General features: G+C 53.8%; 10 protein-coding genes. 2 read left to right on the top strand and 8 right to left on the bottom strand.

Features of this window, described 5'->3' with window-relative positions; all coding sequences use genetic code 11:
* Positions 1-102: 102 nt before the first annotated feature.
* Genes GA0061077_RS01300 through GA0061077_RS01290 form a run of 3 tightly spaced genes read right to left on the bottom strand, consistent with a single transcriptional unit; the run spans position 103 to position 3,254 of the window.
* A complete protein-coding gene (locus GA0061077_RS01300) occupies positions 103-2,427 on the bottom strand; it encodes a RelA/SpoT family protein (RefSeq protein ID WP_091847575.1) in 2,325 nt (774 codons plus the stop codon).
* 57 nt (positions 2,428-2,484) lie between these two features.
* A complete protein-coding gene (gene dut / locus GA0061077_RS01295) occupies positions 2,485-2,964 on the bottom strand; it encodes a dUTP diphosphatase (RefSeq protein WP_091847140.1) in 480 nt (159 codons plus the stop codon).
* Positions 2,964-3,254 (bottom strand): DUF4193 domain-containing protein, encoded by a 291-nt coding sequence (locus tag GA0061077_RS01290; protein WP_091847139.1) that lies wholly within the window; start codon positions 3,252-3,254, stop codon positions 2,964-2,966. Before GA0061077_RS01290 ends, dut begins: the two co-directional genes overlap by 1 nt.
* A 174-nt stretch (positions 3,255-3,428) precedes the next feature.
* On the opposite strand from GA0061077_RS01290, the gene sepH reads away from it, so the two are divergent.
* Entirely contained in the window at positions 3,429-4,637 is a 1,209-nt protein-coding gene (gene sepH, locus GA0061077_RS01285) for a septation protein SepH (RefSeq protein ID WP_091847138.1), read from the top strand.
* 160 nt (positions 4,638-4,797) lie between these two features.
* On the opposite strand, the gene GA0061077_RS01280 is transcribed toward sepH, so the two are convergent.
* Positions 4,798-5,994: an alkaline phosphatase family protein gene (locus GA0061077_RS01280; RefSeq protein WP_091847137.1), complete on the bottom strand. Its 1,197-nt coding sequence runs from the start codon at positions 5,992-5,994 to the stop codon at positions 4,798-4,800.
* Between the two features lie 110 nt (positions 5,995-6,104).
* Here GA0061077_RS01280 and GA0061077_RS01275 point away from each other — a divergent pair, with 110 nt between their 5' ends.
* Positions 6,105-8,846: a DNA gyrase/topoisomerase IV subunit A gene (locus tag GA0061077_RS01275; protein WP_091847574.1), complete on the top strand. Its 2,742-nt coding sequence runs from the start codon at positions 6,105-6,107 to the stop codon at positions 8,844-8,846.
* 291 nt (positions 8,847-9,137) lie between these two features.
* On the opposite strand, the gene GA0061077_RS01270 is transcribed toward GA0061077_RS01275, so the two are convergent.
* The 4 genes from GA0061077_RS01270 to GA0061077_RS01255 form a co-directional block, all read right to left on the bottom strand.
* Positions 9,138-14,036, bottom strand: coding sequence for a DEAD/DEAH box helicase (locus GA0061077_RS01270; RefSeq protein WP_091847136.1), 4,899 nt, complete (start codon positions 14,034-14,036; stop codon positions 9,138-9,140).
* 43 nt (positions 14,037-14,079) lie between these two features.
* On the bottom strand, positions 14,080-15,303 hold the full coding sequence (locus GA0061077_RS01265; protein ID WP_091847135.1) for an MFS transporter: 1,224 nt from the start codon (positions 15,301-15,303) through the stop codon (positions 14,080-14,082).
* Between the two features lie 252 nt (positions 15,304-15,555).
* On the bottom strand, positions 15,556-18,000 hold the full coding sequence (locus GA0061077_RS01260; RefSeq protein ID WP_091847134.1) for a DNA gyrase/topoisomerase IV subunit B: 2,445 nt from the start codon (positions 17,998-18,000) through the stop codon (positions 15,556-15,558).
* 309 nt (positions 18,001-18,309) lie between these two features.
* A complete protein-coding gene (locus GA0061077_RS01255) occupies positions 18,310-19,782 on the bottom strand; it encodes an RNA polymerase sigma factor (protein WP_091847133.1) in 1,473 nt (490 codons plus the stop codon).
* Positions 19,783-19,891: the final 109 nt, after the last annotated feature.

Here is a 19,891-nt window from a genome sequence, read left to right as displayed (position 1 = left end):
AGGGACATCTCACAGATATAAGCACGAAGCAACCAAGCACATGATTACCCCTGCGTGTCACCTTGCAACGTCAGACGAGTCGAAGAACCTTCGGGAGCATCGTCACATTTTGCGAAGATGCGGCACTGCCGAGTCTCTGGCTCCGGTCAGTCGATAAACATCAAACACTCCATCAATCTTGCGCACCGCACTCAACAGGGTGTTCATATGCTGCGGATCAGCCATTTCGAAGGAGAACTGGCTTGTCGCCACACGATCTGATCCGGTGGACACACTGGCATTGATAATATTGACACCGTGGTCGGAAAGCACCTGGGTGACATCCGTCAAGAGATGAGGCCGGTCGAGTGCCTCAACCTGGATCTTGACCATGAACAGCCCCTTGGCGCTCGTCCATGCGACCTCGACCACACGCTCAGACTGCTGCTTTTCAAGGTTCTGCATGTTCTGGCAGTCGACGCGATGAACCGAAACTCCCTCGTTTTTGGTGATGAATCCTACGATCTTATCCCCTGGAACCGGTGTACAACAACGGGCCAGCTTGACCCACACGCCCTGCACGCCCTTTACCGAAATCCCCAATTTGTTGGAATCACGACGACGTTCGGAACCTCTCAGCGGCAATGCTTCCTGCTCGAAATCCTCCTCGACCTCTTCCCTGCCGGCATCCTTGATGAGCCGAGAAATGACGTTTTCGGTGGAGATCTGACCATCACCGATCGCGGCGTACACGGCATCGGCATTGTCGAAGTTCAACTCGTCTGCAACACCGACAAGCGCCTGCGGAGTAAGCAATGAAGCAATCGGCAAGTTGCGCTTGCGCATGGCTCGGGTGAGCTCGTCATGCCCTTCCTCGATGGCCTCGCTACGACGTTCCTTGCTGAACCATTGGCGAATTTTGTTACGCGCCTTGGGGCTCTTGACAAAGCTCAGCCAATCACGCGAGGGACCAGCCGTCTCCGATTTCGAAGTAAGAATCTCGACTGTGTCACCATTTTCCAGAACAGTATCGAGCGGCACAAGACGACCGTTGACACGCGCACCCATCGTGCGATGACCGACCTCGGTGTGTACAGCATATGCGAAATCGACCGACGTGGCATGGGCAGGCAGGGAGATAATCTTGCCCTTTGGGGTAAACACGTAAACTTCGGAACTGCCCAAGTCTTCTTTCAACGACCCCAGGAACTCATCCGAGTCGGGGGTTTCGCTACTCCAATCGGCAAGCTGTTGAATCCAATTGAGATTGTCGACTTCGCTCAGATCTTGGTTTTCATCGTTTTCGCGCTTGATATCATTTTTATCCGGTTCGCTCAGTTTTCGACCAGACTGCCCATTTTCCTTGTATTTCCAGTGAGCCGCAATACCAAATTCGCTTCGCCGATGCATTTCCCATGTACGAATCTGAATTTCGACGGGCTTGCCGCCAGGCCCGACGACCGTGGTGTGCAGGCTCTGGTACATATTCATTTTCGGGACGGCAATATAATCCTTGAACCGTCCGGGGATAGGGCTCCAGCGTGCATGGACCGCTCCCAGAGCGGCATAGCAATCCTGAATGGTGTCCACGATGATGCGCACACCCACCAAGTCATAGATGTTTGAAAAATCATGACCACGCACAATCATCTTCTGGTAGATCGAGAAGTAGTCCTTAGGCCGTCCGGTGACGGTGGCTTTTGTGTGTTGTGCAGCAAGGTCGGCGTTAATCTCGCTGAGAATCTGTTTGAGATACACATCGCGCTGACCGGCACGGCGGTTGACCAGAACGACGATCTCGTTATAAATCTTGGGATAAAGAACTTTGAAGCTCAGCTCTTCCAATTCAGTTTTAATGGCGTTCATACCGAGCCGGTTGGCCAAAGGAGCATACACATCAAGCGTCTCGCGCGCCTTGCGCTGGGCATTGGCCGGCTTGACATAGCGCCAGGTTCGCGCATTGTGCAGTCGGTCGGCCAACTTGACAACGAGGACACGTACGTCGCGGCTCATGGCCACTACCATCTTTCGGATGGTCTCGGCCTGAGCTGAGTCACCGACCTCCATATTGGTGAGCTTGGTAACCCCATCGACGAGTCCGGTAACGGTGTCGCCGAATTCTTCACGGCACTTGTCAAGCGTGTAATCCGTATCTTCGACGGTGTCGTGCAACAGCCCTGCGGCGACCACCAACGACCCCATACCAAGGTCGGCAAGAATCTGAGCCACGGCAAGAGGGTGGATGATATACGGTTCGCCTGAGCGACGACGCTGGTCACGATGCTGCCATACGGCCCGGCGATAGGCACGTTCAAGGATTTCCATATCGGCATCGGGATGGTAAGCACGACATACGGCAACAATGGGCTGCAACGGATCGAACGGGTCAAAGCTCACTTCGCAGCCCAGCATGCTCGCCGAATTGTTGTCCGAAACCGTATCGACCATTTCCTCTCCCATCACCGTGTTTGGGTTTATTCTACCCGACTGGGAGACTGCCAGACTCTACCGACTCGCCATTCCCGTGGAACCGAAACCACGCTCTGCCCGATCGCTACCAGGCAAGGCCTGCGCCGGAACGAATCGAGCTTCTACATAGCGCTGAATCACTAGCTGTGCGATGCGGTCGCCAACTTGGATGACCGCAGTATGTTCGGGATCGAGATTAATTAACGGAACCTTAATTTCACCACGATATCCCGCATCAATCGTGCCCGGCGCGTTGAGAACGGTAAGACCCATCTTGACCGCCAATCCCGAACGGGGGTGCACCAACCCCACATAGCCGTTCGGCAGTGCGATGGATACGCCTGTAGGAACCAGTGCACGTTCGAAGGGCTTGAGCTGGACATCGACCGCGGAGGTCAGGTCTGCGCCGGCGTCACCCGCGTGAGCGTAGCGCAACACCGGCGCCTGACCGTCGGCACCGACCTTCAAAAGCACTTCGACGTTTTCGGGCTCGTTGTAGTCTTCGGAGTAGGCCATCAGACGGCGCACTCCTTGCACACTGGGCCGTCGGCACCCATGTGATCGAGCTGACTACGGTGCTTGACCAGGAAACACTCCGAGCAGATGAACTCATCGCCCTGCATCGGAATAACGGTCACCGAAGAGTCCTCGTTGCTCAGATCCGCACCCGGCAACTCGTAATCCTCAGCGATAGCGTTCTCATCGTCGTCGATGTCCTCAGCTGTATCCCTGCTACTTTTGCTCAACGCCTGCAACGATTCCTCGTCTTCGTCTTTGTTACGTGGAGAATCATAATCTTGGGCCATCTGTCGTCCTTTCCTCCTGAGTCACGGTCACTATCAACGGCGGTCAAGTCACCGATTTGTGTTTCTCGGGCAAAAGGATACACGATTTACTCAATTCGTAAAGTACGACACGAGGGACATAATGGAATAAAATGAAGTTCTCGAAGATTAATCGTTGAGGAAAGTGGTGCTTGTATGCCGGTGGGTTCACTTCAGGAAGCGCAGTTCGACCATGTCGACGAGGACGGCGAATTGGTGTTCCGTGCGCGGGGTCTTAAATTCCGTGTTGTCGTGAACGACGAGCTCGAGCATGCCATACTTGAAGCGCGTCAGATTTTGAGCGAAACCAGCGAAACGGAAAATCCGGGGACAGCCAAGACCCTTCCGATTTCAAGCATCCAGGCACTTATTCGGGCAGGAGCACAACCCGATAAGGTTGCAGAAAAATACGGACTGAGCCAGGCTCTCGTTAGGCGTTTTGCCACGCCTGTTGAAACCGAAAGGCAATATGCCATCAAGCAATTCTTGTCGGTTTCCGCCCCCAAGGGAAGCAAGGTGCGTTCGGTTGAGGAACTTATCGCTCGCACGCTGGCGGCTGCACGAATCGGGATGGAGTCGGTCACGTGGAGCGCGACACGCCGAGGGCGCGAACCTTGGCAAATCACAGCGACATTCAGCACCCAGCGCAATCGAGTTCAAGCCGAGTGGGCGTGGAACATGCACGACAACACCGTTGAATGCCAGAACTCAGTAGCACAGATTCTTCTGGGTGAAGTGAAAACGGTCCAAGCGTCCCAAGGAAACGTCACCTCGGATTTGTCGGACGGAACCGAACATGCTTCATCTAACCAAGTCAAGAGACATCCTGAAGACAACATTGAGGCTGCGGCTCAGCCGAAATCCACATCCTCGAATGATACAACCGGCACTGAGCTCGGGGCCAACAACCGATTGCCCGGAGATTCGCTGCGCTCAGCACGCATCGCCAACACGGTAGCTTCGCTACAGGAACAACCTCAAGACAATCAACCCACTGACAGTAAGAAAAATCGGAACAACACCAGCGTGTTGTCTCAGGAAAAGTCCGAAGCAAACGAGTCTGTATCGCTGCCGTATGAGGTGCCCAAGACTCAGTTTACACAACCGGTTTCTGGCACCACCACAACGTCGGAGCCTGCAACTCCCTCGGATGCATTCCCACTGCCGTTGCCCCAACGAGAGCCTGCAGAATCAAATGGGGTATCAAAACCATCGATTCCGCACGATGCACGGAAGGAATCCATCGATGCGGAAAAACGGACCGATTCCTTTTCAAATAACGAAAAGTCCGATCAGAAGCAAAGCAAACGCAAATCCGGACGTTCCGCAATTCCCAGTTGGGACGAGATCCTGTTCGGGGAATGATCGAACACACCAGCCCTCTTCACCTCGCCATGCCACAAGCATGAGGGCTCGAACTCGGCCGTCACATACCGCTACGTGTTTGTCAGGCAGTAAACCTGTGGTGAACACTGAGCACAGGACCTACACCCGATGACAGCAATGCAGCAATTTAATCAAGTAACTATGCCACATCAATAAGGCAAGGGATCTCGCATTCCAATCGAGTCAATGAGCCATGAACGCCCTGCAGGCTCATTGACGCCTCACTTTGGCTCCGCGAATCCACGATGGTGACTGTTTCTTTGGCACAGACGATGACATCACCGATAAACGGTCTGACCCTCGCTTCGACATCACCGTAAAGACCACGATCAATCGCCTCGTCACAAGTAAGAACCTCAGCGTTGTCGGTCAATCTTCCACGCCAGCGGGCCGCCACCTCTTGCACATCGGCGTCATGCTCAACGTAAAGCATCACCATTCGCGGCTCTCCCGCAACCAACGCGACATCACTGGCAAGCTCAGGTTCATTAGCAATGTCGATTTGACGGCTTGGTTCAACCTCCACCATGCCATGATCGGCAACGATAACCATCAAGGTTCCTGGTTTCAATCCACGTTTCAACGCCTGCAGCTGTCTATCCGTGTTTTCCAGAGCGGCCGCCCAACGTTCACCGAACGGGCCATGATGATGTCCCGTCTTATCGACGTCCTCAACGTAGTAATATGTAAGCCCCGGTTTTGCCGCGGCCTTGATTGCGGCCCTCACTCGTAGATCCTCGTGTCGAGAACCGACATATTCCCCACCACGCAACGCGGCTCGAGTTAAACCAGAATGGGCGAATTTCGGCAATCCCACACTGGTAACCCTCGCGCCCTGTCGTTCCAAACGCTCAAAAATGGTGGGATGTCTCTGCAAATCTTCAGGCTCCGGCGCACCGGCGAAGTTGATGAGCTGTCCCAACTGTCCCGTCTGCTCATTGCGCTGAGTAAAGCCTGTCATGCCTGTCATGCCCGGACAGGTACCGGTGCCGAAAGCCCCCATGACTATGGGCGTGGTGCTGGGGGTACACGTGGCAATCGGACTGGCATTTCTTTCCTGATTTATCAGACTGCGCAGGTATGGCGCATGTCCGGCACGCATAGCCAAGTTCCAGAAGCCCATGCCGTCAACCAAAACGACGACGGCAGAATCGACCCGAGGAAAACCTAATGCGATTCTCGTCGATTCCGGATCAGGGTGAACAGAGGTCGCCATCGGATATCCGATAGCAGCGCTCAACGCCGGGAGAACCGCACTGATATGACGATCGCTGCCGTACGAATCAATCTGCCGGAATTCCAACAACTGACTTATCGGTTCAACTTCTGCACTCATGCTTCTTATTCAATCACCGCACACCGAAATATGAATCAAAAGGCAGGGACGAGGGCCAACGGTATGATGGAAAGGATTGTTTTTTTCGTAGATCAGGAGTGCTGTTCAGTATGGCTCAACGTCGCAAACAGGCCAAACCTTCCTACGACCCACGCACGGTCAAGGAAAACATCGTCGAAACCCCTCTCGACGACGAGATGAGCAAATCGTTCCTCGAATATGCCTATTCGGTGATTTACGCAAGAGCACTGCCGGATGCAAGAGACGGAATGAAGCCGGTGCAGCGACGCATCATCTATCAGATGGGCCAGATGAATCTGACTCCCGACAGGCCCTACATGAAGTCAGCCCGTGCCGTCGGCGAGGTCATGGGTAAGCTACACCCGCACGGCGATTCATCGATTTACGAAGCAATGGTTCGTCTTGCGCAGCCTTTTGCGATGCGGTTACCGCTGGTCGACGGACATGGCAATTTCGGCTCCCTTGACGACGGACCAGCCGCTTCCCGCTATACCGAGGCACGACTGGCCCCAGCAGCGCTCGGAATGAACGCGAACATCGACGAAGACACCGTCGACTTCTCTCCCAACTACGACAACAAGCTCCACGAGCCGGACGTGCTGCCGGCCGCAATACCGAACCTTCTGGTTAACGGAGCTTCGGGCATAGCCGTGGGCATGGCGACCAACATGGCCACCCACAACCTCGGAGAAGTGGTGGCCGCGGCCAAATACCTCATGAAGCATCCCGATGCCACGCTCGAGGCACTGATGGACTACGTGCCAGGACCGGACTGGCCCAGCGGCGGCATCATCATAGGTCGGGACGGTATCAAGAACGCCTACCAGTCAGGACGCGGGACACTAACCACCAGGTCAGCCACGCATATCGAAAACGTAACTGCCCGCAAGAAAGCCATTGTGGTAACCGAGCTGCCGTTCATGGTAGGACCGGAACATGTGCTCGAGCGCATTTCGGAGGGTGTAAAGAACCATAAGATTGAAGGTGTTTCGGGTGCGATCGATTTGACCGACCGACACAACGGCACTCGCATCGTCATCGAAATCAAAACAGGCTTCGACCCCAATGCCGTCCTCGCCCAGCTGTTCAAGAACACGCCTCTTGAAGACAACTTCACCATGAACAACGTCGCGCTTGTCAACGGTCGACCGCACACCATGGGCTTGAAGGAAATGCTGGAAGTCTGGGTGGACCACCGGAGAACGGTTGTCCATCGACGCACACAATTCCGTTTGAACAAGGCGCAGGAACGGCTACATTTGGTCGAAGGACTGCTGCTGGCGCTGGTGGATATCGACGAGGTCATTCAGGTCATTCGCACATCGGACAATGCGGATACCGCAAAAACAAGGCTAATGGCCGTTTTTGATCTCGATGAAATTCAAGCACAGTACATTCTTGACCTGCGCCTGCGTAGACTCACCAAAATGAGCCGCCTCGAACTCGAAGCGGAGCAAGATGATTTGAAGAAGCAGATCGATGTCCTTAATGCGATCCTCTCTTCCAGCGAACGTCTTGACAAGACCATCATCGAAGAGATGGACGAAGCTGCAGAAAAGTGGGGCGATCCCCGTCGTACCGTGCTTTTGGAGCGACATGAAGACGGAAGCCTCACGCCAGTACGTTCGCTTGCCTCGAGTCCAAACCCTGTAGAGGAAATCGCTGCCAACCCGGACTCCTCTGCGTTGGCAGCGATTCGTGTGGAAAATACGGTTTCACAGGCAGTACAGGATGTCGAAGCCGCCAACAAAGCCAAAAAAGTGGGCAACACCGAAGAAGCAGCAGCCGCGCTGCGACTGGAAGACGAACCATGTGCCGTGATGCTCAGCGCCTCAGGTCTTATCGCCCGTACTTCACCGAATGCTTTGGATCTGTGGCAGACAAGAGAAACGAATGGAACGCGCAGTCACGACGACCAGATCGCATCCATCTTCGCCAGCACCACCTTGTCGACGTACGGACTCATCACCTCTGCAGGACGATTGGTTCTGGCCCATGTTGCGGACCTTCCCTCACTTGCGGCGGACGCAAACTTGAATGTTTCCGGCGGTGTTAATGCCGACGAACTGCTTGGGATGACCACCAGCACCGAACCGATTTCTGGTGAGCATGTCATAGCTGCCATTGCTATGGGCGACAATGCCAAGACAGAATCGGACGGCACCGGCGATGCCGATACGCAAAGCACATCCGTATCCGATATCCCATTGGCAATCGGTACCCGTAATGGCGTCATCAAGCGCTGGAACCGCGAATCTCCGAGCACGATGGACTCCTGGCCCATTATCGATCTGAAAGACGGCGATACGGTCGTCTTTGCGGCGCCAGCTAGCGACGATGATCGTATCGTTTTCATTTCCTCGGATTCCTCACTCCTAACCTTCGAAGCCAAAGCGGTGCGCCCGCAAGGTCGCACCGCTGGTGGCATGAACGGCATCAGACTGTCCGAAGGACAGCATGTCGCCGCCTTCAATGTGGTACCGGCGGGGAAGATTGCTTGGACCTACGATGAAGGCGAGAACGGCTTGTATTCCGCCTCCGGAGCCGTAGTTCTTACAGTTGCCGGCGACGATGCGGCACTGCCGGGCACTGAAACCGGAGCAGCCAAAGTGACTCCGTTGGAGATGTATCCAACCAAGGGACGTGGCACCGGTGGTGTACGTTCACAGCGATTCCTCAAAGGTCAGAATGTTCTGACCTGCGCAGCTATCGGCACATACCCGCTCTATGCAAGCACTTCCAGCGGTCAGCCCGTTGAACTGCCGAAACCCGATATGCGCCGCGACGCCTCGGGAGTCGACCTACCCGCACCAATCGAATACGTGGCTTGACAGCGCTGAACGCATGAATGGACGGACCAAGTACGTTGGACTCCGTTCATTCATGCGTTTAATGGCACTGTCCGACTTCATGTCGTACAGCCGAGGTCAACAGAAATATGGCTGATTCCTTTTAGTGATTTCTGTTGACTTCTGGCTGTATGAACCATCATTTGCGCTGGCTAGATCATATTTCACGTCGTTTCTTTGGATTTTCTCATAGGAGAAGCAGGATATACGACATTTGCGATGCTGAGATACCATTGCCGATCGTTTTCTTCGATCATCTCATCGACGAGTCTATCAATACAGTCTCATGCCCTGCGGAGAAGGGGTAAAACCGGCGGCACGCAACAGCTGTGCATAATGATTAGAAGGTGACAAAGCCTCACCGTTCACGTCCCGAAATGTCACATTTCCACGTCGATTTTCATTGCGCCACAACGATTCATACTGTGCACGCAATGTATTAGCCAGATGGGTGAACGCACGCTGCAGTTCGAAATCAGTGACATCAAAACAAATGAGGTGGTGGCTGGAAACAGCGGCATACACGCCGGGCTTGCCTTCGATGAATACAGTCATCGAACCGACTTTGCGCGTTGGACGCGGCGATTTGCCATGAGTCCGCACGCGATTCGAACCGGCGACATCTTCACTCGCCCTTACCCTGTTCGGTTCAATTCGCACCTCAGGCCACGCAACAGCAGCACCGGCAAGACTTGCCGGATCTGCAGCGTCCAAGGCCACTGCAAGCGGAGCATCCTGTGTCCGCCACTGCCGTAATTGGTCGACAGTGTCACGTTCTGCAAACTGAGCCGCCGACAGACCACGAACGAACATACCCCGCACCAACACACCGGACGCTTCCATCTGTTTGAGCACGGGATAGATATTTGAAAAGCTCAACGGCGTGGAATCCATATCCATCAATGGCGGAGCGATGATACCGTAACGTTCGATAAGTGTTTCGACTTGTGAAACAGCCCTTTGCTCCGCACCTACCACGTCTCTTGGAACCACAGCCGACCACAACCCTGCAAGCGTTTGCGGCAGTTGAGGTCGACGCTCTACACGCGGCCTTGCATAGAAACGCCGGCGTAATGTCGTTGAGCGACCCTGCACACGGCCGACTCCCTGAACTTGATTGCCGTCCTGAATTAAGGCTCTGACTGGTGCAAACGAGGAATTGGTAAGACTCCCCTGCCATACCGATGACCATACGCCACGCTCAAAAGCCTCATCGTCAGTAGACGACACCTTTACCTCACCTGTTAACGGATTCACGACTTCCTGCGGCTGATTGCCAGCCGCAAGTCGCCATTGATGTTCCAATTGGTCCGCACGATAGGACCCACCGGAATACAACGCGGCCATTATTCCGTTATCGTTACGGTTCTCATCTTTCTCGGTATCGCCAAGCAACGGCGAATCTGAACAATAAAAAGCGATCTTACCTGGTTTCATTGCCGACTCAGTACCAGTCGTTGCACCCTCATCCTTGGATCCCACCCAGACCACTTCGCCGGCAGCAAGCAACTCATCGAGCATGGGTGGCGAAAAGTCCGGCACCCTAGCAGGAAACACTGAAGATTCCCACATCGCCGCCGGCAAGGGCATCCCCTCCAGTTGTCCGATGACCCTAAGCAACCCATTCACTCCGGCAAGGCGTTGACCTTTGGCCCGAGGAGATGAAGATACAATTTCGATCGCTTGACCTTGCATTGAGTCCACGGTACCCGTCGATTGCCCTCCAATGAGACCAACCTGCTCGAATCCTTCTTCATTGGCTGTCAAACCGATGCCCTGCCGTGCCAAAAGCCAAGATTGATATGTTTCTGCACTAACCGGTTTCAGGGATTTATTGGTCAACGTCCTTGAGCGCGAACGCATACGCCGGAATACTTCTCGATGCAGATATTGCAGCCCCCCGAGTCCCTTAACGAACGAACCAGTCATCAGTAAGCCACGGGCCGTGAGATCATCCAGTTCATGAACCACTGTGGCTGAGTCCAAGCCCAGCTCTTTGACGACCTCATCAGCATTGAAAGGACCATGTGTTTTACAGAATCGCATTATTCGACCAGATACGTCATCCGGATCCAATTCATTCCAGAACCGCCGCTGACGCAGTTCCTCCTCAACCTGAGCCACAGCTTCCGGGTCAAGCACATCAACAACATGATCACTTCCCAGAAGCTCTTCGAGCACTTCAGGATCCATCGAGAGCAGCGACGCACGACGTTCCGCTTGCGGAGCATCGTAATCGTACATGACCGACCCCACGAAACCAAAAAGTAGGTTTTGCGCGAAAGGTGACGGACTCTGCGTTGTTACATCACGAACCTCGATTTTCTGCCCATCGATATCGGTCATCAAACGTTTCAATGCGGGTAAATCGTAAACATCCTGAAGGCATTCCCGAGCAGTTTCCAAAACCAACGGGAAATTATGTTGCGTCTTTGCCGCAGCCAACAGTTCGGAGGCGCGCAGGCGCTGCTGCCACAGCGGAACTCGTTTGCCGGGATTCATCCTGGGCATATAAAGCGAGCGTGCGGCACATTCTCGGAATCTGGTGGCGAAGAGCACCGAATCGCCGATCCCCTCCTCCACATCTCGCAACAGTTCTTCTGCATCAAACAGGAACAGATCGGCAGCAGAAAGCCGACTATCCTGCTCAGGCAAGCGAACCACGATGCCATCGTCAGCGGCGAAGGTTTGACCGTCGAAGCCAAACCTTCGCTTGAGGCGATTGGCAACGGCCAACGCCCAAGGCTCATGCACACGTCTGCCATACGGCGAGTGCATGATGATACGCCAGTCGCCTTCTTCATCCCGACAACGCTCGATGACAATGGTTTTATCAGTGGGCAGTACCCCCGTGGCCCCCATCTGCTCGGCAAGTAGACCAGCAAGATTGCTCAGACCATTGTCGTCTAAGCCATTGCTTCTCAGGCGACGTTCCACAGCGGCATTGAAACAAGGGACGTCACCCTTTCCCCACTCCTCACCGTCAACAATCTTCGAACCTATAGTCTTGCGTGAATCAATATGTTCAAACGAATCTACGTCCTCGTCAATGCCAGAACCGGTGAATGACTCATCGGCTGCAGATACATCAATGACACCAGATGTACATTGCTTGGAGACCTGGGACAATGCCGATATCAAGCCATTGCCCATATCCCGCGTGAAAGCCCCGAGCAGCGCACCGAAACCAGCATCCCTTCCGGATCCCTCCCCATGCCAGAATGGCAAGCGCGCGGTACGACCTGGGGCAGGGGTAACAACTACGCGGTCATCGGTAATCTCATTGATCTGCCAAGTCGAAGTACCTAGTGTAATGACATCTCCGACACGGGACTCATAGACCATCTCCTCGTCAAGCTCCCCAACCTTCTTGCGCCCCGAACCGACATCCGCTTCCGGCAAGACGACACTATAGGTACCTCGGTCGGGAATCGTTCCACCGCTGGTGACAGCGAGCCGTTGAGCTCCGGGACGTGCAGACAGCAGTCCTTGATCGCCATTAAGCTGCAGCGGAGGCCGGAATGCCGAAAACTCTTCGGAATCGTAACCTCCGGTCAACATGCCGATGACATTGTCGAACATGGAACGCGAAAGATCAGCAAAAGGCGCAGTGCGACGAACCGAAGCATACCAATCGTCGACACGCCAATCGTCCATGGCTACAGCCGCAACCGTCTGCTGCGCCAAAATATCCAAAGGATTGTGCCGTATCGATAAAGGCTCAATACGACCGTCTCTCATGCACTCCACTGTGGCAGCGGAGGTCATCAGTTCCTGACGGGTCAAAGGATAGAACAATGCGTGAGAAGTGCCACCAACCCGATGATCCGCTCTGCCGACGCGCTGAAGACCAGACGAAACAGACAGCGGCGGCGCAATCTGAATGACCATGTCTACTGCACCCATATCGATACCAAGTTCCAGACTGCTCGTGGCAACCACACAACGCAAACGTCCATGCTTCAAATCATTCTCGATAACCTTGCGTCGTTCCTTAGAAACAGAACCATGGTGGGCCATGGCAATGGTCTCGCTGCGCGGATGCGAGCCTACCAGCGATGAGGAGGAGCCGATGACGGAATCATAATGCCTACCTTTTCCATAAGACCGGTTACCGACCGGTGCGCCACATTCTGTTTGGACATAAAGATCATTGAGACGTGCAGTCAACCGTTCGGCCAAGCCACGGGAGTTGACGAATACCAGCGTACTATGATGACTCAGAATTTCGTCGAGTATGCTGCGCTCAACCGCCGGCCAGATCGAGTGTGAGGCAGCCGCAGCATCATCACCACGTTCAAATGTTGAGACACCCGCTGCACTATTGGTGTCAGAGTCCTCAGCGCAAGAACCAGAAGGAGAAATGCCCGAGCGAAATCCACCCTCATCAACCACGGAATTGGCCAATGCTGCCATATCAGCGACGGGTTCAACGATTTTCAAGTCCATACGCGCAGAGTCGGAAGCATCAACAATGCTGACCTGCTGGTCACCACCCAAAAAGAACGCGGCTTCTTTCGCTGGGTTGACTGTGGCAGAAAGTCCTATACGCTGCACCTTCCGCTCAGTTAATGCATCGATCCGTTCCAGACTCAGAGCCAAATGCGCTCCGCGTTTGGTGTCCGCGAGCGCGTGCACTTCATCGATGATAACCGTCTGTACTTTCTTGAGAATATGTCTCGCCTGTGAAGTCAGCAGCAAATACAGCGATTCGGGAGTGGTGATGAGGATGTCTGGCGGATGCGCAGCAATGCGTCGACGTTCCTTGGGCGTAGTGTCGCCTGAACGAATGGCCACATCGATGTCAGGACGAGCAATCCCCATTGAGTCGCATTCAGCGGCGATGCCTTCCAGAGGAACACGAAGATTGCGTTCCACGTCAGATCCAAGCGCCTTCAATGGCGAAACATATAGAACGGTAACGCCGCGTTTGCCCACGGAGGGTTCAGCTCCACCGACATTATGCCTGTCAGAATCGTTAACCATCAACCCATCTATTGCCGCAAGGAAAGCAGTCAAGGTCTTACCCGAACCAGTGGGTGCGACAACGAGGACGTTCTGAGCAGCCTTGATATGTGGCCAAGCCTGCTGCTGAGCGTTTGTCGGTGCAGAAAACGCATGCCTGAACCACGTCTTTGTAGGCAATGAAAACAGGTCCAGGCATTCGTACATATGTTCGATTATTGCCCCCTCTAAGGACGTCGACGATCGGACATCAGACCTTGTTCCCGACCTTATGTCGAAGCATCTTGTGCATCACCACCATCAGAGCCAACAACACCAGCAAATACCATGGATACAAAGCAATCGAAATATGCTCGGCAAGCAGTCCGAACAAGGGGGGCATCGCCAGTGAACCGGCGTATGCACAAGCCATCTGCACCCCGACAATCGCTTGGGAACGTTCCGCACCGAAGTAAATGGGAGTGGAGTGGATAACACACGGATAAATCGGCGCACATCCTAGACCAATGAGCACCAGACCCACAACAGTGGCGATGTGACCGGACAGCGGCAAAAGCATGATGAGCACACCTAAGCCAAGAACAACCTGTCCGATGCGAATCATCGTGGGATCGTCGAACTTTATGGTCATGAAGCCACTAAGCGCACGACCCGCAGTAATACCGAGGTAGAAAAGACTTGCCAGCGAGGCAGCGGTAACTTTACTAATTCCATCATAGTCGACCATATAGCTCGATGCCCACAAACCGGATGTGGTTTCGATGGCACAGTAGCAGAAGAACATCACGAGAATCTCTTTGGCTCCTGGAATGGACAACACTCCGCGGACACCCAACGGCTTGACGGCCGCGGTCTCATTCTCTTCGCCGCTCGCTGTGTCATCCCCGCTCCCGTCCTTAGCGGTGCCAACTGCCGCCGAACCCCTTTGACGACCCTTCCACAAGGGCAGGGAAAAGACGATGAGCACAGTAAGCACGATCTGAATGATGGAAATGTAGCGGTATCCCCAGGACCAGCCTTGTCCATTGGAAAGCGCAAAACCCATGATATAGGGACCCACCGAGGCTCCAATACCCCACATGCAATGTAGCCAGCTCATATGTCGACTTGCGTAGTGAATCGCCACATAGTTGTTCAAAGCCGCATCGACTCCACCGGCTCCAAGGCCATAAGGAATCGCAATCAGAGCAAGCACCCAGTAATTGGGGGCCACAGAGAAGCCGAACAGCGCAACGGCCGTCAAACCGACCGAAGCGGCAGTAAGTTTGCCAGTGCCGAAACGCAGCGTCATCCGATCGGACAACAATGCGGAAACGATAGTTCCCGCCGAAATAATCATCGAAATGCCGCCCACCCATGAAAGCGGTACACCCATCTGCGGACGCATGCTCGGCCAGGCGGCGCCGAGCAGCGCGTCAGGAAGACCCAGAGAAATAAAAGCCATGTAAATCACGGCTAACAGTAAATTGGTCACAACAGCTCCTTGGTTTCACAGCAACGACTCCAACGATGGCAATGTCGATGCCGACGGTCACATTGACAACATCCTCATCTTCTCATATATGCAAGGACGAACAACGCGCACGACGACACGCATCCATAGAGCCTGGCGATATCCGCCAAAATGTCAAAAGCGAATGACGCAACAATTGCATACGTCTTTGTGATACAACACACCCGCACCATAAGGTCATGATGCGGGTAAGAGAATTCACAGAGCGTCATATCAGGTGTCGATCTTGGTACGATCGAAATCGTCTGCATTATCAACGATGAACTGCTTGCGCGGAGGTACCTCGTCGCCCATCAGGAGCGTGAAGATACCACTCGCGTCCTCCGCCTCCTCCATCGAAATACGACGAAGCATACGGGTGCGAGGGTCCATGGTGGTGTCGGCCAACTGGTCGGCATCCATCTCACCCAGTCCCTTGTAACGCTGTACATCGGGATTGTAGGCGATACCTTGTTTATCAAGATCGGCAAGTTTCCCGGCAAGCTCATCATCGGAATATGTATAGATGAATTCACCTTTGCGTTTACCTGTGAGTGCGATGCGATGCAACGGCGGAACAGCTGCGTATACATGCCCATGTGATATCAGAGGCCGCATGAACCTATAGAACAGTGTTAGCAGAAGGATGCGGATATGTGCGCCATCGACATCAGCATCGGTCATCATGATGACCTTGTCATAACGGGTCTGCGCAACATCAAAATTCGCCCCAGAACCGGCACCGATGACCTGGATAATCGCCGAACATTCCTTGTTGGCCAGAATCTGCGCCATACTCGCCTTCTGCACGTTCAAGATCTTGCCTCGAATCGGCAAAAGTGCTTGGAATCCGGAATTACGAGCCGCTTTGGCTGTTCCGAGTGCGGAATCGCCCTCGACAATGAATAGTTCAGCCACATCATCATTACCCGGCTGACAATCGGACAGTTTGGCCGGCATCGAAGCCGATTCAAGTGCATTCTTGCGACGGGTGACTTCCTTGGTCTTACGCGCCTGAATACGGGCATGCATCTCGCCAACGATTTTCTCAAGCACACGTCCGGACTGCTCTTTGAAACCACGGCGCGAACCACTGATCATCTCGCCGAATTGTTTGTCGGTCATTTTCGTCACGATCGGGCGAACGGGAGCAGTACCAAGTACATCCTTGGTCTGTCCTTGGAATTGCGGTTCCGCCAAGCGCACTGTGACCACCGCAACCAGGCCAGCAAGAATATCGTCGCGCTCAACCTTGTTTTTGGTGTCTTTGAGATTGACTTTGAACTTACGCGCGTTGGCCTCTACCACCTTGCGCACCTGTCGCGTGATGCTTTGCAAAAAACCGTCGACATGCATGCCGCCACCCGGCGTTTCAACAACATTGACAAAACTGCGGATGGTGGTGTCATAACCGTTGACCCAGCGTAGGGCAATATTGACCGAACAGTTACGTTTGGTCTGCTCGGAGCGCAGGTCACCGTTGGAATCCACCGCCTGAGTTTCTTCAACATACTCGGCATCTCCAGAAACACTCCAAATGGTGGAAATCGGCTCGCCATGTGAAAGAAAATCAACAAAATCCTTGACGCCGCCGGTATGCAGGAACTCTTCTACACGTTTGTGTGAATGCGACGATTTGACGTCGGTTCGCACGCTCAGCGACATATCCGATTCGACTGCGGCATCCCTAGCCCCATCACCGACAAGGGCGTCGGATTCATCATCGATGTATGCGTCTTCGTCATCTGATGCGTTATCATTTCCGTAGCCTTCATCCAGCGTTGCCGGGAATGACTCCTCTTCACGAATATTTTCTTCACGGCTGAACTCCCCTGCCGCATCAGCGACATCATGTTCATCATCGGAACGCAAAGTCGATGCGGTCGTCCCCGCTGCGGCAGTGGAAGTGGAACCATCAGAATGAAGTGCGTCGGTCTCATGCATCTCATCGATCGAGGCCTGACCGGTTTCCGGGATGTTTTCATCGATAACCGTGATGCTCAACCCTGGCACCAAAAAACTCGTTTGCCGCACACGGTCAATCAGCTGTTCGTAGCTAAATTGCGCGGTAGTGTTGAAAATCTCGGGATCAGCCCAGTAACGAATGCGCGTACCGGTCGTTTTTGGAGACACCTTGCCGATGACTTCAAGTTCAGTCGGTTTGCCCTTGCGGGTTTTTTTGAACGCGTTGTCAGGAGAACGATGGTCCACATCCGGATCCTCGTAAACACCGGGATGTCCCTGATGGAACGCCATGTGATAGGTTTTACCGTTGCGATCGACTTCTACGTCCAAGCGCGAACTAAGCGCGTTGACCACGGATGAACCGACACCGTGCAGACCGCCGGAAGCGCCGTAGGATGAACTACCGAATTTTGCACCGGCGTGCAGTTTGGTCAATACGACCTCGACGCCGGTAAGCTTAGTCTTTTTCTCCACATCAACGGGAATACCACGACCATTGTCGGCCACCTCTATGGAACCATCGGTATGCAGCGTGACCACGATCTTGTCGCAGGCGCCGGCGAGCGCCTCATCAACTGAATTGTCGATAATCTCCCACAAGCAGTGCATCAAGCCCTGGCTATCGGTCGTACCGATATACATGCCGGGGCGTTTGCGCACGGCATCAAGGCCTTCCAACACTGACAGGTTGCTGGCGCTGTATTCCTCAACCATTCGCTATATACCTACCTCACAAAGATTATCCAGCCAAAGCCGTGACAAAACCACCATACCCAAAAGCATCGCCAATGCCATCTCGCCTATAGCACAGCACATGATTTCACTCCACCAATTTCAACAGAGGGAAACATACCGAACCCAGCGATGGCTGACCATGAAATCCAAATACCCCAGCCCATTGCGCACTGTTCAATATTGACCAAGACTGAAATCCGACAAGTGCCGATAGCTGGTCCGGCCATGTCCTGTCAGTGCTTACCAATGCAAGTGCCCGCCGTTTGAAACGACGGGCACTGGTATGGATCACTGATCCAAAAAATCACGCAACGTCTGTGAACGAGACGGGTGACGCAGCTTGGACATGGTCTTCGACTCAATCTGACGAATACGCTCGCGAGTCACCCCATAGACGCGTCCAATATCATCCAGCGTCTTAGGCTGTCCATCCTCAAGACCATAACGCATCTTGATAACGCCGGCTTCACGAGGTGAAAGCGTTTCCAAGACCTGCTTGAACTGTTCCTGCAGAAGAGAGAAGGCCACAGCCTCAGAGGGAGCAATGGCATCAGTATCTTCGATCAGATCACCGAACTCCGAATCGCCGTCCTCACCCAGAGGTGTGTGCAAAGAAATCGGCTCACGACCGTACTTCTGCACTTCCTGCGCCTTCTCAACGGGCATATCCAGCTCACGAGCCAACTCATCAGGAGTGGGCTCACGGCCAAGGTCCTGAAGCATCTGACGCTGAACGCGCGAAAGCTTATTAATGACCTCGACCATGTGCACGGGAACTCGAATCGTGCGGGCCTGATCTGCCATGGCTCGGGTGATGGCCTGTCGAATCCACCAAGTGGCATACGTGGAGAACTTGAAGCCTTTCTTCCAGTCGAACTTCTCAACAGCGCGGATCAGACCCAGATTCCCCTCCTGAATCAGATCCAGGAAGAGCATGCCTCGGCCGGTGTAACGCTTGGCCAACGACACAACCAGACGAAGGTTGGCTTCCAAAAGATGATCTTTGGCCTTTTTGCCGTCATTTGCAGCCCATTTGAGCTCACGCTTGCGTTTGAAGTCCATCTCGTCACCTTCAGCATCCAGCAGGTGCTGTGCGTAGAGCCCCGCCTCGATACGTTCGGAAAGATCGACTTCCTGCTCCGCGTTCAACAGGCTGACACGGCCAATCTGCTTGAGGTAATCCTTGACCGGATCCGCAGTTGCACCTGTGGCAACCACGCGACGCTTGGGATTACCGGAAGGGGTCAGATTATCATCATCGTCATCATTGTTGCTGACAATAAACGCGCCTTTGGCCTTCGGAAGCTCAACGGCACGACGATGCGAAGCGGCATCATCTTCCTCGTCTTCATCCGAAGATGGTTCTCCCTCATCATCCTCATCGCCTTCGACCAACGTCGAAGAATCATCTACCAAATCATCAAAGTCCTCGTTCTTGTCAAGTTCACCGGTATCATCGATGTCCTCATCTTCGAGATCTTCCGGATCACGCTCCTGCGTGCTGTCTATTTTCCGCGGTTTCGGAGTTTTTTTACGCGGAGTCTTCGAAGCGGACTTAGACGAATCCGCGGCCTTGACGGTTCTGCTTGTCGTCTTGGAAGCTTTTTTTGCGGTTCCGGACTTTGAGGTCTTCGCTGTTTTGGCCGACGCCTTATCTGAGGCGGATGAGGAAGACGAACGGCTTGACTTCGACTGAGGGGTGACTTCTCCATCCTCGCTCGGCTTAGCCTCTGCACTGGTTGCCTTTTCCTTCTTGGCCAAACTTGTCCTCCTCAAGTGGACGCTATTAATTCACGAGTCTGAAAAAGACGCAAATACGCCATTCTACTAAATTTGTGACTATAAAAGTTAACCATCTTACGAGGACGAT

This window comes from Bifidobacterium commune (assembly GCF_900094885.1).
Lineage (GTDB): Bacteria > Actinomycetota > Actinomycetes > Actinomycetales > Bifidobacteriaceae > Bifidobacterium > Bifidobacterium commune.
This window is presented reverse-complemented; position numbering and strand designations above follow the sequence as displayed.

What these genes read in the sequence shown, in the direction of transcription:
- GA0061077_RS01300 (WP_091847575.1), bottom strand. Translation starts at nt 2,427, where the DNA reads ATGGTCGATACGGTTTCGGACAACAATTCGGCGAGCATGCTGGGCTGC.
- dut (WP_091847140.1), bottom strand. Translation starts at nt 2,964, where the DNA reads ATGGCCTACTCCGAAGACTACAACGAGCCCGAAAACGTCGAAGTGCTT.
- GA0061077_RS01290 (WP_091847139.1), bottom strand. Translation starts at nt 3,254, where the DNA reads ATGGCCCAAGATTATGATTCTCCACGTAACAAAGACGAAGACGAGGAA.
- sepH (WP_091847138.1), top strand. Translation starts at nt 3,429, where the DNA reads ATGCCGGTGGGTTCACTTCAGGAAGCGCAGTTCGACCATGTCGACGAG.
- GA0061077_RS01280 (WP_091847137.1), bottom strand. Translation starts at nt 5,994, where the DNA reads ATGAGTGCAGAAGTTGAACCGATAAGTCAGTTGTTGGAATTCCGGCAG.
- GA0061077_RS01275 (WP_091847574.1), top strand. Translation starts at nt 6,105, where the DNA reads ATGGCTCAACGTCGCAAACAGGCCAAACCTTCCTACGACCCACGCACG.
- GA0061077_RS01270 (WP_091847136.1), bottom strand. Translation starts at nt 14,036, where the DNA reads ATGTACGAATGCCTGGACCTGTTTTCATTGCCTACAAAGACGTGGTTC.
- GA0061077_RS01260 (WP_091847134.1), bottom strand. Translation starts at nt 18,000, where the DNA reads ATGGTTGAGGAATACAGCGCCAGCAACCTGTCAGTGTTGGAAGGCCTT.